Source organism: Micrococcaceae bacterium Sec5.8, from assembly GCA_039636775.1.
In the GTDB taxonomy this organism is placed as follows: Bacteria; Actinomycetota; Actinomycetes; order Actinomycetales; family Micrococcaceae; genus Arthrobacter.
Genome location: CP143429.1, coordinates 212,321 through 227,779, shown reverse-complemented (window position 1 = coordinate 227,779; position 15,459 = coordinate 212,321). Strand labels below are relative to the sequence as shown.

The following is a 15,459-nucleotide window of genomic DNA, read 5'->3' as shown; positions in this document are numbered from 1 at the left end:
GGCGTCAGATCTGATCGGGCGCCGCGATTAGACGTTCAACCTCATCCGCCAGTTCTGTCACCGGTCGACGGCCATCGAGTTCGAGGGTCGCGCCGTTTCGAAGCAGCGGTTCGACGTCGAGAACGTATTGGCGGATCGCGGACTGGTCAGCCTCTGAGCTGCCGTAGGTATTGTTCGTACGAACCGAGACTCGCTCGATGAGGACTTCTACCGGCGCGCTCAGGAGAACAACAACGGAGAAGCGGTCATAGAAGCGACCTTGATTCTCGACAGTCCCTGAAACAACCAGGGACGAATCAGACGCGAGAAGTGCCGACATGCGCGGTTCATCCCATGTTCCGTCAGGAAGCACCCAGTCGTCGTAGTCGGTGTCGATCGTTCGGTAGCCCCGCCGGGACAACTCATGCAGCACAGTTGTCTTTCCCGCCCCTGACATCAAAATAAGGCCCCCCACCGGTTTCCCAGTGGGGGTCTTCTCTCGTGCCTGGTTACTTTCCGAGTGCAGCCTTCAGCATCGGGATGTACAGCCTGGATACGGTGTTGTGCCCGTTCTGCGTCAGGTGGACGTTGTCCCGGTACTCTGCGCCGGCTGTGCTGGCAAGACCTGCGACGGAGATGTACGTGACTCCCAGCCGCTTGGCGTTTGCTCCAAGAACAGCGTCGATGTGGCGGCGCTGGGTATGGCTTGTATCGCTGCGGGACATAACACCGTTGATCACGATCTTGCTGTTCGGGTAGATCTCCTTCAGCTTCGCCCAGAGTGCGGTGCTGGAGGCGATCACCTGGGCATCGGACTGTCCCGAGGAGGCATCGTTCCCACCCAGCGAGACCAGCACCAGCCCGGGCGTACCCCCCGGGAAGGGGATCAACTTGTTCTGGACGGCCGTCCAGCCTGTGCCTCCGGCCCATGCGTTTCGGGTCGAGTAACCCATTCCGCCATAGGCCAACTGCGTAGCCTGATCTGTGAATCCCATGGCACGGGCGCCCTGCTCGCTCCACGAGTCGTCGTCGAGCTGCGAGTCACCGTAGAGCACCACCGACTTGGCCGTGGCCAGCACATTGGTGAACGGGTAGACCGGAGCCTTCGCCGGAACCGCTGTGTCGATGACACCCTTCTGGAACTGGGTGTGTGAGCCCGTGGCGTCCGTCCAGGAATCCGCGATCGGCCAACCGTACTTGGCGAAGTTACCTGCCATCAGGTTGAAGTCCGCCGCGGTAATCAGCTTGGGCCCGACCCCCGGACCCCAAGTGATCACACCACCCTTGAAGCGCTGGTAGTAGCCGCCGTTCCAGGAGATTTCGTCGCTGATCGGCAGGCCCAGGGAGGAGTTGGGGCCACCCTTAGCCTCGCAGTAGGTCTGGATGTCGCCCTTGGTGGTGGAAAATGTATTGGTCCCGGAGTCGGCCCAGTAGATCTTTCCGCCCTCGAAGTCCTGGCGGACCCCGCCGGTGACACCGATTTCATCGGACGTCGGGTACCCCAGGAAGCCGTTCTCACTCGGGCCGTGCGTGGCGTAGTAGGCCCGGATGCCGCCGAACACCGCATGGGTGCCGCTGAGCTGGGACCAGTACACAGCAGCCCTCTGGAAGGACTGGAATTTCCCGCCCCGGACCGAGAGGTTGTAGAGATCGCTGTCGGGCAGGCCCACCCAGCCGTTGGAAGCAGCATAGTAATTCTGGATTTCGCCGTTTCGGGTGGCAGATGTCGCACCCGTGGAGCTGGACCAGTAAATCTTGCCGCCCTCGAAGTCCTGGCTGACACCGCCGGGAACTGCGGTTTCTTCGGACGTCGGGTAGCCCAGGAGGCCGTTCTCGCTGGGTCCGTGGGACGCGTAGAAGCCCCGGACGCCGCCGTGAACAACATGGGCGCCGGCGGTCTCCGACCAGTACATGGCGCCGCTTTGGAAGGCTTGGTACTTTCCGCGGCGGAGGTCAATGGGTTCGCTGGTGGGATACCCCATCCAGCTCTTGGTCCAGCCGCTGGCCGAATACCTTGTGGCCATGGGGCCGCCGGACACAATCTGCGCGCCGGTCCTCTGGGTCCAGAGGACCCATCCTTTCTGGAAGCGCTGTGAGCAGCCGACGCCGTTGCAGGTTTTCCACTCCAGGGGGTCACCGAGCTTGTCGCGGTCGGCGTTCCACTTGATGTAGGTCAAGCCGTCGACGGTGTATCCACCGATGGTCGCCGAAGAAGCGCCCGGCGCCAGAGCCCGCTGTGCGGCGATGGCCGGGGTGGTTGCAGCTCCGGCACCCAGAGAGAGCGCGAGGGTGGTGGCGGCAATGACGCCAAGCCGCCTGATCGTAAACATCTTTAAACCCCTTGATTTCTGCGGAAGTGTTGCCGGTTGGGCACCTGCGCATCGCAGGTCTACCTATCGGTTTTAAAATGTTGTTTGTAAGGCCGCGGCGGCGGTCATTACCGAATCGAGTGTCTAGATTCGTCCCCGGTGACACTCGGTGGCACGGTGTCGGCTGAAGGGCAAGCCCGATCCGCTGGACGCCTGCCAGGCCGCTCAATCGGTGCTCGACGGCGGTGCCACGTCAATCCCCAAAGGCAAGAACGGTCCGGTTGGATGCCTGCGAATCCTGCGTACCGGGCGCACCTCGGCAGTTAAGGCCCGCACCGCGGCCATCAATACGCTAGGCCGCCCGGAAAATCCACCGTCAGATCACCAACCCCCAAGCAGCGCCAGGCATCACCGACCTCGGCCGAAAGCGCAACGACCTCGACCTGATCCTGGCCAGCGCCGCAGCACAGATCGGCCGATGACCGTCCAGAATTTCCCTCCTGGAACGGGGCCTGATCCGAAACGACAACCTCGCCATGTCCTACCGCCAATGGCTGACCGAGCCAACAATCGCGATCACGGGTTGACGAGGTCAATAGTTACGACAGAGGGATGTCGCTTATTCGAGTGCCGGGCGGGAGCGTCAGAACTTGTTGGTGGATTTGTCCGGCGATGTCCAAGGCCACGACGAAGTCCGTGACTTCGCGGGCATGGTGGTCCGCTGATACCCGTGCTCGGCTAGAGGCTTCAACGATCTATTGTTTGCTTTCGCTCGTCCCCCTTCGGCGACCTGCTCGTGCACTGGTCGTTGGCACATTCCGGCCTAGAGGTCCTTGACATGCAATCGTAGCCATCTCTAAAATTTTAATTCAACAGTCGTTCAATTAGAGGGCGTAGCAACAACGTCCTACCAACGAACCAAGGGGCAACGCCGTGACCCAAGCCTTGGCATCGCCGTCGATTGCGACGGGCGTGACTCCCGAACGCCTTCGAGGCTTACGGCGGTGGAACATCGCACTCGCAGGACTGCACCTCGGTCAGGCTGCCGTGCTTTTCTTCCTGACGAACGACTTCGCGATTCCGGTGCTTGCTTCGTATGTCGATGGTCCTCCCGGAGCCGGAGAGGAGGGCGGACTCGTAACTTCGACGCTGTTCGGGCTGACGATCGGGTATGTCCTCGTGGCATTCCTCGCCCTGGCTGGCATTGATCACCTGCTGACGGCGACGCTCGGCCGCAGAATCTATGAGCGTGACCTCCAGCGCGGCATCAACCGGTTCCGGTGGGTCGAGTACTCGTTCAGCGCGACACTTATGGTCATCGTGATCGCGCTTTACTGGGGCATCGTGACTATCAACGCTCTCATCGTCGTCGGGGGTGCCAACGTCGCGATGATTCTGTTCGGATACCTTCAAGAGCGAATGAACCCCCCGGGCCGAACAGCGACCACGATGGTCCCGTTTTGGTTCGGCACGCTGGTTGGAGTGACTCCGTGGTTGGCGATGGGCCTTAACATCCCGCTGTACTCCGACGCACCGGAGTACATCTTCGTCATCTTGGCGATTCAGGGCGTTCTCTTTTTCTGCTTCGGACTCACTCAGTGGCTTCAGTACCGGGAAATAGGCCCGTGGGCCAACTATGCGTTCGGTGAGAAAACGTATCTGGTGCTGAGTCTCGCGGCGAAATCCCTGCTGACGTGGCAGGTGTTCCTGGCCTCTCTTATCGAATGACTAAGTAACTACTCAGGCGGAAGCAGTCGTGCCTCGTGGATCAGGGATCTTCAGTAGAAACGTTGCCCTGGCTGATGTTGGTGGGCGATACCGTAGCGGATAACCGATCACACCTCCTCGACACCACAGACCTCCAGTACAGCGGCTCACCGGCTTGACCGTGGATGGCGGCGGCGTTTTTAGGCTGGCCGAGCACTCGTTTGCGGGAATGCCCCTAACCAAGGATTCGGGCGGACATGGTTTCCGCGGCTTCGACTACCTGGTCCCGGTGGTCGTCGGCAATCAGCCAGGGGTTGGGTTCTATTGGTTGGGCATGCCGATTGAATAGGGCGCCCGATCTGTCTTCCAGTGCGGGATGGGCCACCAGGGGGACCATTTTTTCTGCGTAGGCCTCCGCGCTCTGGAACACCAGGCCGATAAGGGTTTGCTGTGCTCGCAGTTTCAAGGTCGCTTGTCCGAGGACACCGGCCATGATGTTGGTCTTGATGATGCCCGGATTCATGCCGAACACGTTGATGTCAGGAAACCGAGCGGCAGCATGGTGGACCAGAGCCTCGTTGAACACGACCGTGTTGCCGTGGGCTGTCTGCCAGCGGTAGTTTCGGATCGATTGAATGTCTGTGAGATCCAGGACGCGTTCGCCGCCGGGGAACCCCCAGACGAAGAGGCGCGGCTTCTGTCGACCCGGGGTCCTTTCCCGCCCCAGCCTTGGCGCCAGTTCCTGAGCAATCACCCATCGGCTCAGCGCACTCGTGGCCAGATCCTTCTCCACCCCTTCCGGGGTGACTTCGCGCGTCCGTCCCGCAAAGATCCCATGGGTGAGCAGGACTGCGTCGAAGGATTCGGCCGGCAGGTCGCGGGCCACCTGGCGGGCGTTGTTCAAGGACGACAGGTCTGCCGGGACGAAGGACCTCAGCGGGTGGGGTGGGTCCTTGAGTGACCTCCCGACGACGGTGACCTGCGCCCCGTTGCGCAGCAGGGCGCTCGCGATGGCCCGGCCGAGGCCGCCCGTGCCCCCGAAAATCGCGACCCGGAGACCCTGATAGGCGGTCTGCTCAGAAGTCAGTGTTCCGGGTTTCCAGTCATTTCGTACCGTTCCGAACGAAGACATTGATAAATTCCTTTCTTCAGGCCGAAGGCGCTGGCGTTGCGCTGGCTTTGGCCCCAACGTGGTCATCGGTAAGCCGACTGTTCTTGCCGATGATGAAGACCCAAGCAATCCCCATGAGCAGCAACACCACCGAGCTGATCTCGAAGGCTGCCACGTAGCCGACGACGAGCGCGTCGGGAGTGGGAGCATTCAACGTATGGTCTGAGGCATAGCGGGTGGTCATCGACGCCGCGACGGTGTTGAGGGCCGCGATGCCGATGGTTCCGCCGATTTGTTGACTGGTGTTGAGCGTTGCGGAGGCAATCCCGCTGTCCCTGACTTCTACTGCGGACAGGGCAGTCGAAGACAACGGCACGAAAATAAGACCGAAGCCGAGGCTGGCCAGAATCATGAACGGGAGCACCGCGCTCAGGTATGAGCTTGAGGGTGTGAGCTGGGCAAATCCGAGCATCGCCCCGGACATGAGCATGAAGCCGGTGAACGTCACAAAACGCGGTCCGAATCTGGGTAGGAGCTGACTGGCAATTCCGGCGCTGAGGATCACCCCGGCGGAGAATGGCAGGAAGGACAGGCCTGACTGAACCGGAGTGAGCCGGAGAATGAGCTGCAGGAAGTAGGACAGGAATAGGAAGAACGACAAGCCGCCTGTGCCGACGAAGAACGCGGCAAGATATGCACCGCCGCGCTGCCGGTTGCGGATAATCCGCAACGGAAGCATCGGCGCAGCCGACCTCGTCTGGATAACGACGAAGGACACGAGAAGAACAACTGCAAGGGCGAGGTACCCCGCCGTCGCGCTACTTCCCCACCCGGAGCTTTCGGCCTGACTGATCCCGTAGACGAGAAAGAAGAGACCCGCCGTGACGGTCAGTGCCCCGGGAACGTCATAACGAGGCCGGCCGGGGGTGCGCGACTCCCGAACAAAGTAGACGGCCAGGACGGCGGCGATCACAGAGATTGGCACGTTCACCAGCAGGCACCACCTCCAGCTCGCGTACTCCGTAAGTACCCCGCCCAGGATCAACCCAATTGCTGCGCCTCCACCGGCAATGGCCCCATAGACGCCGAAGGCTCGCGCGCGTTCTTTGGAATCGGAAAAGGTGACGCTGATCAGCGAGAGGGCCGCCGGAGCAAGCAGGGCCGCGAACAACCCCTGAAGACCACGCGATGCGAAAATGACCCCGGCCAACGCGCCGGCCTGAGGCAGGAGCCCGCCAAGCGCGGAGGCGACTGCGAAGCCAAGGAGGCCGATGATGAACATCCGCTTTCGGCCTGCATAGTCCGCGATCCGGCCGCCCAGCAGAAGAAGACTGCCGAACGCGAGGGTGTAGGCGGTAATGATCCATTGACGGTTATCATCGGTGATGCCCAGGTCTGCCTGGATGGAGGGCAGCGCGATGTTTACGATCGATCCGTCGAGAACGACCATAAGCTGCGCCAAAGCAATGACAACGAGAGCGCGCCAACGGTTCGAGTCCTGACCTTGCACGCTTCCCCGTTGGGGACCAGCACCGTTCGTTCCGACGTCCATGAGCCTGACTCCACTATTTCAACAGCTGTTTAATTTTGATCGTAGGGTCCGCTAGCATTGACTGTCAAGGAACATAAGAAGGCCGGGTTGAGAGAATGACCGCTGCAAAACCGGGTCGCCGGAAGGGCACGAGCGAAAGCCGGCAGGAGATCCTGGAGGCGGCCCGAGCGCTCTTCGCCGAGCACGGGTATCAGCGCACCACCATCCGCTTGATCGCGGAACGCGCCGGCGTTGATCCGAGTCTCGTGATCTACTACTTTTTGAGCAAGGAGCACCTGTTCGCGGCAGCAATGCCCGAACCCAGCGAGGCCGCCCTTGCTGCACCGAAGCTCATGGCAGCTATGCCGCGGGCAGATGCCGCCCGAGCGATCGGACGGCGGATACTCGAGGCCGTCAACTCGCCTGGGGCAAGCAATGTTCTCGGAATCATCAGGGCAGCCAGTTCAAAGCCAGAGGCGGTGGCACAGCTGCGCGAAGTGTTCGTCAGCCGAATGATGCTTCCCATGATCACTGAACTTGGACTGTCCCGGCCTAAGGAGCGCGCTGTCCTGCTCTCCTCCATCGTTGCCGGGATGACCTTCGTGCACGAGATGCTGGACATCAGGATCGAATGGCCCACGCTGGACGAGACAGCCGAGCTTGAGCTGATCGCAAAAGCGATCGAACTCGTCCTCACCGTGGATCTCGACTAGGCCCCGGCACCCGAAGTCCGTGACGCCGCTCGAGAGGACCGCGTGGTCCGCCACGAAGCACTGTCGAAGGCACGCCGCCCGTCGGGACGTAACCCGGGACGGCTCACAGACTAGTTAGGTGGATGCCCAGGAAACCGGTGGTTCAGCGGGCGCCCCAGCGCCCGGTAGCCGATCCCTTACCGGACGCCAATTTTTCGCTTTGATCTACCGCCTCTCATGTATTCGATTCTTGCCTCACGGCCACGCAGAGCCCACAGCGAGGGTCGTTTTTTGAAGGTAAGGGCCCTAGGTTGGAGACATGGACTTGGGGCGAAGAGCGGTTTATGGACTATCTGGGGGAGCCTTAATCGTGCTGTTAGCTGGCTGCTCGATCGACACACTAATCTGGGGAAGGGACGGCTCCAAAGTCATTGAAGCGACGGAGAAGCTCATTGCCGACCTGGCTGCGGGCGAACCGTCGGACCTTGTCTGCGATGGCTCCACCGCAGATTTTGGCAAACCCAGCGACTGGTCTTCGCTGTCTGCTGGTGAACCGGAGAAATTTACCGGCACGTATTGGAAGGACCAAGCAGCGCTCAATCCGAAGTGGAGCATCAACCTGGAGGGCTTACCCGAGGGTGCAACATCGGGCACCACCTACCCGGGCGATGTCTTCTTCCGTGAGACTGACGATGAGCTCTGCGTCATCGATGTCGCATGGGCAACGCTTTCGGCAGTGGAATAGGGCAGCGAAGATACTGTTGCCCCTCCGTAAGCGAATCCCCCAGGGGCGAGCGGAGCAGACGGCTTTGGACAGTCTGTGCAGTCGGCTTCAGAAACTGACAGCCAGACGCGGAGCTGGACTCGGGACTGCCGCCGGACCCCGGCACGGCCGCTGACCAGGAACTCCCCGTCGACCCTCTACCCACAAGGTGCCAACTGGCGGCCTGAAGCAGGCTCCCGATGTCTCAAATGACCTTTTGCCCCGGATTATTCGTCCTGCCCGGAGCTTCGTCTACCGGCTGCCGAGGTTGCCGGCCCTGGGCAGCTGAATCCCGAGGTCCTGGATTCCGTCGCCCTGGGTTTCAATGCTGTGAGGGCCGGCCGAGAGCTGGGCCAAGACGCGCGCGGGCCAGTTCGTGGTCACCTCGTGAAGTCCCAGCTCCCGGCACAGTGCGACGTCGTATTCGGAGTCCACGGTCCAGACCCGGAAGCGGCGGCCGGAATTCAGCCAGCGCCGGATAGTGCGCGAATGCCCGCGGACGTAGTCGATACCGGGGCCGGCAAGACCAGCCTCGCAGTCGTCCAGAATCCGCTCGGCCTCGGTTTGCGCGGCCCTCATGACGTTGGCCAACGCCCCGCCGGTGATTGGCCCAAGGCCGAGTTCCTCGCGAATTTCCTCGACTTCGACGTCGTCCACGAGCTGGCACACAGCGGAGGGCGGGACGGATTCCAGCAGGTGCTTCACGGCCTCAGGGCTGAAACTCATGAACGAGACCTCGATGTTGCCGAGCCGGGACGTTATCGGATCCCAGCCCTCGGCGGCGAGGACCTCCAGGACCCGGTCTTCGAGCTTCAGCTGGAAGGGACTCGGGTGTTTGAGCTCGATGGCAAGACCAATCTTTCGATCCGCCGTCCGCAAAATGTCCAGCACGTCCGGGAGGGTCAGAAGCTGGGTTGACCGGCCGCCGTACTCGTCCGGAATTCGGGCGCCTTTCCAGGAGGAGAAGTCGAGCTGTCGAAGCTCCTCAAGGGTCCGGTCGGCCACCGGGCCGGTGCCGTCCGAGGTGCGGTCCAAGGTGGCGTCATGCAGCAGCACCGCCTGCTGGTCCCGGGTGAGGTGGATATCGCACTCCACCCCGTCGGCGCCGTCAGCTATCGCCTGCAAGTAGGCGGCCCTGGTGTGCTCGGCGAATACTCCGCTGGAACCCCGGTGGGCGTAGACCAGCGGACGTTCTGCAGCGGACTCGTCAGTCGTCATGCTGACACGTTAGCCGACGGCCGCCCACAAAGCCGGGCTAGGCTGGGCACATGCAGGTGAACACTGAAACAAGTACCCGCCCGGAGGGGCCCAGCGGTTCCGGGATGCCGGCCACCGGCACCCCCGACCCCCGCTCATCCATAGCCTCCAGCGACGCCGAAAAGGCATCCGCGCTGCGGAGGATGAAGCTGCTGGCCCTCTCGCTGCTGATCCTGATGGCCATCATTTTTGTGGTCGCCTTCGCACTCCAGAAGCAGTACCCCTGGCTTGAGTATGTCCGCGCCGCGGCTGAGGGTGGCATGGTGGGTGCCCTCGCCGACTGGTTCGCAGTGACGGCCTTATTCAAGTATCCGATGGGTCTCAAGATCCCGCACACCGCCATCATTCCGCAGCGCAAGGACCAAATTGGAGCCTCGCTGGGCGAATTTGTGGAAACCAACTTCCTCTCCGAGGATGTGGTCCAGCAAAAACTCGCCTCTGTCGACATCGCCCGCAAGGCAGGCGCCTGGCTCTCCGGCCCCGGCGGCCCGGAACGCGTCGCCAAGGAGGGCGCCGCCGTCATCCGCGGAGCCTTTACGGTGCTCAATGACGACGACGTGCAGGCAGTCATCGAGGGAATGGTCCGCCGGCATCTGCTGACTCCGCCGTGGGGTCCTCCGGTGGGTCGGGTCGCACAGCGGATTTTCGACGACGGCCATCACCACGCCCTGGTGGATGTGCTTGTGGACCGGACCGTCGACTGGGTGCGGGACAACCAGGAGACGGTCAACCATCTGGTGACCGACCGTTCCCCCACCTGGGTGCCATCATTCGTTGACGGGCTGGTGGGAGACAAGGTCTACGTGGAGATCCTGAAGTTCACCCGCGCTGTGCAGGCGGACCCGCAGCACCAGGTCCGCCTGTCGATCGACAAGTACCTCAAGGACCTCGCCCAGGATTTGCAGCACGATCCGGTGATGATCGCCCGGGCCGAGGGCATCAAAGCCCAGGTTCTCGGTGATCCCGAGATCCGCGAACTGGCCTCCCGTACCTGGGGGACCATCAAGGCCGCACTGCTCTCCGCCGTCGACGATCCGCACAGCGAACTCACCGTCCGGTTCAAAGCCGCCGTGCACGACTTCGGCACCCGGCTGGTGGTCGACCCCGAGCTTGCCGGCAAGGTGAACAAGTGGATCGGGGACGCCGCCGGGTACCTCGTGAAAACGTACCGCTCAGACATCGCGGGCGTAATTACCGACACCGTGGCACGTTGGGACGCCGAGGAAACCTCGCAGAAGATCGAACTCCAGATCGGTAAGGACCTGCAGTTCATCCGGATCAACGGCACTGTGGTGGGAGCCCTCGCCGGGCTTGCGATTTTCGCGGTGGCACACCTGGCCTTCGGCTAGCAGCCCGACGCTCCGCGGCTGCGGGGAGCTGCTGGAGCGGGGGCGTGCGGCGGACCGTTCAGGCCGGGCTCAGGCGAAGCTCTCCAGTTCCACGCCGGCACCTTCGAGGGCTGCCCGGACTGAGGCGGCTGTAGCGGCGGAGCCGGGAGTATCGCCGTGCAGGCACAGGGAGTGGGCTTCGATCCGGAGCACTGTGCCGTCCACGGCCTCAACCTCGCCTTTGGTGGCGAGGCGCACGGCCCGTTCGGCAATCCGGTCGACATCGTCCAGCACTGCACCGTCCTGCGAGCGCGGCAGGAGGGTACCGTCGGGCAGGTAAGCGCGGTCTGCGAAGGCTTCGGCGAAGACCGGATGGCCGGCCTCCCGGGCGAGGCTAAGGAGGGCCGAGCCCGGGAAGCCCAGGATCGGAAGACCGGGGTCATAGGCCTGGATGGCAGCCACCACGGCGGACGCCTGCTCGGCGTCGCGCACCGTCCGGTCGTACAGCGCGCCGTGCAGCTTGACGTACTCCACGGAGGCGCCGACGGCATGGGCCACCCCGTCCAGGGCGCCGAGCTGGTACAGCACGGCGCCGAAAAGATCATCGAAGGTAATGTCCATGGACCGGAGGCCGAACCCGGCGAGATCCGGATAGCCCAAGTGCGCCCCGACGCGGACATCGAGCTCATAGGCTGCCCGGCAGGTGTCCAGCATGGTCACGGGGTCCCCGGCGTGCAGGCCGCAGGCCACGCTGGCGCTCGTAACGAGCGGGATCATCGCTGCGTCGTCACCCATGGTCCAGGTCCCGAAGGACTCCCCCAAGTCAGCGTTTAGGTCCACGACGTGCCCCTTCCGTGCCGTGTCCGCCCTTGACGTCCTGGCCCTGGACAGCCGGCGGGCCGTCAAAGTCGTTGGTGCCGCCCAGCTCGCCAGGAATGACGAGCGGCATCGGGCCGAATGCTTCCTTGGCGTTCGCGACGACGGCCCGGCCCATCATCCGGTTGCCCACGCCGCCCACCACAGCGCCGATGCCAAACGGCAGTGCCCGTCCCAACAGGGCGGTGCCCTGCTTCTTCAACAGGGTCCGCAGGAACATCGTCTGGATCCGTTCCCGCACCGAGCCAAAGCCGGCAAGAGGGGCCCGGCGGGCGAAGAGGGAGCCCCAGGCCTGTGTGGGGCCCTTCCCCTGCCCGGCCGCCTGTCCGCTCACTGAGCTCAGCAGTGCGGTGCCTTCCTCGCCCAGCATGATCGCCATGACCAGGGTGCTGGCTCGTTCCGGGTCTTCCAGCCGTACCCCGTGAAGTTCGGCGAGGGAGGTGGAATACAGCGCAGTGGCCTCAAGGAATCCAACGGTCGCGGCGGCCGAGAGCCCCAGGGCTGCTGCGGTTCCAACACCGGGAATCACGGCTGCTCCGCCGACGAGCGCGCCGCCGCCTGTGACGGCCACGAGGTAATCGCGTTCCAGCGTCGCGGCGAGCTGCGCCGCCGTGGCGTGGGGGTGCTTCCGCTGGAGCCGGCGGAGATTCGCCAGAACCAGCGGGCGCTGAACTTCAACGGCCCGCAGGAGCACGTTATGCACGCCCTGCTTGGGCTTGCCCTGGGCATCGAACATCGCGTTATGTGCTGACTGCTGGGCAATCTTCATTGCCGGGTTGCTGCGCTTGGCCATCATCGCCTCTCCGTGAACCGTAAGTGTGCTGAGGTTCTTCCTTTGCTTAACATTAGCCGGAGCCGGCGCACAGCGAGGGCGGGCGGGCATTGTGCCCACCCGCCCTCAGCCTGCCCGCAGGCTCCTGCCGCGTTTAGCGCGGGGTCCGGATGAGCTTCTTGTTAACGAACTCGTTCATGCCGAATCGTGCCAGTTCCCGCCCGACGCCGGAGCGCTTGACGCCGCCGAACGGCAGGTCCGCCTGGGTTTCGGCGACGGAGTTGATGAAGACCATTCCGGTGTCCAGCCGGTCCGCTACTTCCTTGGCCTTGTCCGTGTCGGCGCTGAAGACTGCGCCGCCCAGACCGTACGGGGAACCGTTGGCCAGCTCGATGGCTTCCTCTACGCTTGCGACCTTGTAGATGACCGCTGCCGGGCCGAAGAGTTCTTCGGCGAACGCGCGCATTCCCGGGGTGACATCGGTCAGCACGGTGGGTTCAACGTAAGCGCCGGGGCCGTCAACGTGGTGACCGCCGGTGCGCAGGGTGGCGCCCTTGTCCACAGCGTCCTGGATTTGTTCGATCAGCCCGTCGGCGGCGCTCTGCGAAGAGAGCGGCCCGAAGCGCGTGTCGGCGAGCAGCGGGTCTCCCGGCTTGATCACGGACATTTTCGCGGTGAATTTCTCCACGAAGTCCTCGTAGAGGTCCTCAAGGATAATGAAGCGCTTCGATGCGGTGCACGCCTGGCCGGCGTTCCCCATCCGCCCGCTGACCGCGGCCTTGACGGTGGCGTCCAGATCATCGGAGTCAAGGACGATGAACGGATCACTGCCGCCCAACTCCAGCACATACTTCTTCAGGTTCCGGCCGGCCACCTCGGCGACAGCCGATCCGGCCCGCTCGCTGCCGGTCAGGGAAACGCCCTGGACGCGGTCATCCGCGATGACTTCAGCCACCTGGTCGTTGCTCAGGAACATGTTGATGTAGGCGCCCTCGGGGAGTCCTGCGTCCTTGAAGATCTGCTCGATGGCGAGGGCCGACTGGGGGCAGCTGCCGGCGTGCTTGAGCAGGATGGTGTTGCCGAGGATCAGGTTGGGCGCGGCGAACCGGGCCACCTGGTAATAGGGGTAGTTCCACGGCATGATGCCCAGCAGCGGTCCCACCGGGGCGGAGCGGACGATTGCTTCGCCGCCGCCCTTGACGTCCAGCACCTCGTCCGCAAGGAAGGACGGACCCTCTTCGGCGTAGTAGGAATAAATGTCGGCGACCAGCCCCACCTCGCCCCGTGACTGGGCGAGCGGCTTGCCCATCTCCGTGGCGATCAGCCGCGCCAGTTCGTCCTGACGCTCCCGGTAGAGCTCAGCCACACGCGCAATCACCTTGGCGCGGGCCTTCACGGGGGCCGCCTGCCAGTCCGCGAACGCAGCCTTCGAGGCTGCGAGCGCTTGCTCCACCTCACCCGCGGTAGCGAGCGGGAATTCTTTCAATGTCTCTCCGGTCGCGGGGTTTACTGTCTTGTAGGCAGTCATCTATCCACCATCTCCGATTCTGATTGGTCCAGCCTTAGTGGGCCCCTGCCCGCCCCCGCTTCAACAGCATGGCGCTGCAACTGCGTGGGAGCCGATCGGTGCCCATTTCGTAGAAACGGGCACTCCCGGTGGGGTTGCCCGTCCACCATGCGTAACCCCGGCGCGGCGACGCCTATTCCATCGGATCATCCGGGTCCGAAAACTGCCGGCCCTTGCCTGGCCGGACCTTTAGACTGGAGCCATGCGCTCACTGAGGGCCCTGCGCCCGTTCGCACACCGGGAATACCGCGTGCTCATTGCAGCTCTGGCCATCTCCATTTTTGGCTCCGGAATGTGGGCCGTGGCGATGGTCTACGAGGTCATTCATCTGGGCGGGGGCCCGCTGGAGCTGTCCCTTGTTGCCGCGGCTGGCAGCGTGGGCCTCGTCGTCTTTGTTCTTGCGGGCGGGGTGGCGGCGGACCGGTTCCCGCAGCGGCTCCTCATCATCGCGGTGGAAGGAGCCAACCTGGCCGTCATCGCCGCCATCAGCGGGCTGGCCATGCTTGGCTGGCTGCAGCTCTGGCATCTGGCGCTCGGTGCGTTTGTGCTGGGAGTCGGGGCGGCGTTCTTTTTTCCGGCCTACTCCGCCATACTCCCCAGGATCCTTCCGCCGGAGGACCTGCTCGCGGCAAACGGCATGGAGGGCACTATGCGGCCCATCCTGCAGCAGGCCGCCGGTCCCGCCGTCGCCGGCGTCCTGGTTGCCGCCCTGTCCCCCGCGCACGCAGTGACCGGCGTGGCGGCGTGCCACCTGGTGGCATTTTCCATCCTTAACTTTCTCCGCCACCAGCCACGCCAGGCGTCAGGCCCAGAGACGGACGTGGCGGCAGAAGGAGGGCATGGCCTCGTTGACGGCGCTGCTCCCGGACCCGGCGGAACGGCTGCGACGTCCGTGCTGCACGATCTCCGCGAAGGGGTCAGCTACACACTTCGCACGCCCTGGCTGCTGTGGACGCTGCTGTGGGCCTGCATCTCCGTGCTGTTCCTGATCGGCCCCATTGAAGTGCTTTTGCCGTTCGTGATCCGCGATCAGCTCGGCGGCGACTCACGGATGTTCGGTTTCCTGCTCGCGATCATGGGCGTTGGCGGGGCTGCAGCCTCACTGGCCACAGCCTCCTTTCCCCTTCCGCGCCGCTACCTCAGCGTGATGATGGTCAGCTGGGGTGCCGGCAGCCTGCCACTCGCCGCCGTTGGCGTCATCGACAGCTTCTGGGTGCTGGCGGCCGCGCTCTTTATCTTCGGCGCCACCGGCGGCGTGGGCATGGTCATCTGGGGAACACTGCTGCAGCGCCGGGTACCGCCGCACCTGCTGGGCCGGGTCTCCAGCCTGGATTTCTTCGTGTCCCTTGCCCTGATGCCGGTCTCCATGGCCCTCGCAGGGCCCGCCGCCGAGGTCCTCCCGGTGGAGTTAATTTTCCTCGTCGCGGGGACGGTGTGCCCGGTCATGGCCGTGATTGCCCTGGCCGTCGCGCGGATGCCGGCCGATGAGGCCGCACATCCGCTGGTCGACGGCCTCGTGGATGCGGTGTGACCCCGGGCCGAAGCCTGCGGGCGGGGCACCCAGGTC

13 protein-coding genes are annotated in these 15,459 nt (G+C 63.7%); 5 read left to right on the top strand and 8 right to left on the bottom strand.

The window, feature by feature from the left end; genetic code table 11:
- Positions 1 to 4: 4 nt before the first annotated feature.
- Positions 5 to 436, bottom strand: coding sequence for an AAA family ATPase (locus VUN84_01070; protein XAS65911.1), 432 nt, complete (start codon positions 434 to 436; stop codon positions 5 to 7).
- Between the two features lie 52 nt (positions 437 to 488).
- The gene (locus VUN84_01065; GenBank protein ID XAS64312.1) at positions 489 to 2,309 is read right to left on the bottom strand and encodes a GDSL-type esterase/lipase family protein; all 1,821 of its coding nucleotides are present in this window, start codon (positions 2,307 to 2,309) and stop codon (positions 489 to 491) included.
- Positions 2,310 to 3,221: 912 nt separating this feature from the next.
- On the opposite strand from VUN84_01065, the gene heR reads away from it, so the two are divergent.
- Entirely contained in the window at positions 3,222 to 4,016 is a 795-nt protein-coding gene (gene heR, locus VUN84_01060; protein ID XAS64311.1) for a heliorhodopsin HeR, read from the top strand.
- A 214-nt stretch (positions 4,017 to 4,230) separates the two neighbouring features.
- Here the strand turns inward: heR and VUN84_01055 are convergent, their stop codons facing one another.
- Positions 4,231 to 5,127, bottom strand: a complete 897-nt coding sequence (locus VUN84_01055) for a hypothetical protein (protein XAS64310.1) — start codon at positions 5,125 to 5,127, stop codon at positions 4,231 to 4,233.
- 16 nt (positions 5,128 to 5,143) lie between these two features.
- The gene (locus tag VUN84_01050) at positions 5,144 to 6,658 is read right to left on the bottom strand and encodes an MFS transporter (protein ID XAS64309.1); all 1,515 of its coding nucleotides are present in this window, start codon (positions 6,656 to 6,658) and stop codon (positions 5,144 to 5,146) included.
- 95 nt (positions 6,659 to 6,753) lie between these two features.
- On the opposite strand from VUN84_01050, the gene VUN84_01045 reads away from it, so the two are divergent.
- The gene (locus tag VUN84_01045; protein ID XAS64308.1) at positions 6,754 to 7,350 is read left to right on the top strand and encodes a TetR family transcriptional regulator; all 597 of its coding nucleotides are present in this window, start codon (positions 6,754 to 6,756) and stop codon (positions 7,348 to 7,350) included.
- 298 nt (positions 7,351 to 7,648) lie between these two features.
- Positions 7,649 to 8,074: a hypothetical protein gene (locus VUN84_01040; GenBank protein XAS64307.1), complete on the top strand. Its 426-nt coding sequence runs from the start codon at positions 7,649 to 7,651 to the stop codon at positions 8,072 to 8,074.
- 270 nt (positions 8,075 to 8,344) lie between these two features.
- On the opposite strand, the gene VUN84_01035 is transcribed toward VUN84_01040, so the two are convergent.
- On the bottom strand, positions 8,345 to 9,310 hold the full coding sequence (locus tag VUN84_01035; GenBank protein ID XAS64306.1) for a glycerophosphodiester phosphodiesterase family protein: 966 nt from the start codon (positions 9,308 to 9,310) through the stop codon (positions 8,345 to 8,347).
- Between the two features lie 104 nt (positions 9,311 to 9,414).
- On the opposite strand from VUN84_01035, the gene VUN84_01030 reads away from it, so the two are divergent.
- Positions 9,415 to 10,698, top strand: a complete 1,284-nt coding sequence (locus VUN84_01030) for a DUF445 domain-containing protein (GenBank protein XAS65910.1) — start codon at positions 9,415 to 9,417, stop codon at positions 10,696 to 10,698.
- A 69-nt stretch (positions 10,699 to 10,767) separates the two neighbouring features.
- Here the strand turns inward: VUN84_01030 and VUN84_01025 are convergent, their stop codons facing one another.
- The 3 genes from VUN84_01025 to VUN84_01015 form a co-directional block, all read right to left on the bottom strand.
- Positions 10,768 to 11,517, bottom strand: a complete 750-nt coding sequence (locus tag VUN84_01025) for a 5-oxoprolinase subunit PxpA (GenBank protein XAS64305.1) — start codon at positions 11,515 to 11,517, stop codon at positions 10,768 to 10,770.
- On the bottom strand, positions 11,501 to 12,346 hold the full coding sequence (locus VUN84_01020) for a hypothetical protein (protein ID XAS65909.1): 846 nt from the start codon (positions 12,344 to 12,346) through the stop codon (positions 11,501 to 11,503). Before VUN84_01020 ends, VUN84_01025 begins: the two co-directional genes overlap by 17 nt.
- Before the next feature lie 133 nt (positions 12,347 to 12,479).
- Entirely contained in the window at positions 12,480 to 13,853 is a 1,374-nt protein-coding gene (locus VUN84_01015) for an NAD-dependent succinate-semialdehyde dehydrogenase (GenBank protein ID XAS64304.1), read from the bottom strand.
- Positions 13,854 to 14,094: 241 nt separating this feature from the next.
- Here VUN84_01015 and VUN84_01010 point away from each other — a divergent pair, with 241 nt between their 5' ends.
- Positions 14,095 to 15,423 carry an MFS transporter gene (locus VUN84_01010; GenBank protein ID XAS64303.1) on the top strand — a complete coding sequence of 443 codons (1,329 nt, stop codon included), beginning with the start codon at positions 14,095 to 14,097 and terminating at the stop codon, positions 15,421 to 15,423.
- The last annotated feature ends 36 nt before the right edge of the window (positions 15,424 to 15,459 follow it).

Coding starts and splice junctions, on each gene's coding strand:
- VUN84_01030 (XAS65910.1), top strand. CDS start 9,415: ATGCCGGCCACCGGCACCCCCGACCCCCGCTCATCCATAGCCTCCAGC.
- VUN84_01015 (XAS64304.1), bottom strand. CDS start 13,853: ATGACTGCCTACAAGACAGTAAACCCCGCGACCGGAGAGACATTGAAA.
- VUN84_01010 (XAS64303.1), top strand. CDS start 14,095: ATGCGCTCACTGAGGGCCCTGCGCCCGTTCGCACACCGGGAATACCGC.
- VUN84_01055 (XAS64310.1), bottom strand. CDS start 5,127: ATGTCTTCGTTCGGAACGGTACGAAATGACTGGAAACCCGGAACACTG.
- VUN84_01070 (XAS65911.1), bottom strand. CDS start 436: ATGTCAGGGGCGGGAAAGACAACTGTGCTGCATGAGTTGTCCCGGCGG.
- VUN84_01050 (XAS64309.1), bottom strand. CDS start 6,658: ATGGACGTCGGAACGAACGGTGCTGGTCCCCAACGGGGAAGCGTGCAA.
- VUN84_01040 (XAS64307.1), top strand. CDS start 7,649: ATGGACTTGGGGCGAAGAGCGGTTTATGGACTATCTGGGGGAGCCTTA.
- VUN84_01035 (XAS64306.1), bottom strand. CDS start 9,310: ATGACGACTGACGAGTCCGCTGCAGAACGTCCGCTGGTCTACGCCCAC.
- VUN84_01045 (XAS64308.1), top strand. CDS start 6,754: ATGACCGCTGCAAAACCGGGTCGCCGGAAGGGCACGAGCGAAAGCCGG.
- VUN84_01065 (XAS64312.1), bottom strand. CDS start 2,309: ATGTTTACGATCAGGCGGCTTGGCGTCATTGCCGCCACCACCCTCGCG.
- VUN84_01020 (XAS65909.1), bottom strand. CDS start 12,346: ATGGCCAAGCGCAGCAACCCGGCAATGAAGATTGCCCAGCAGTCAGCA.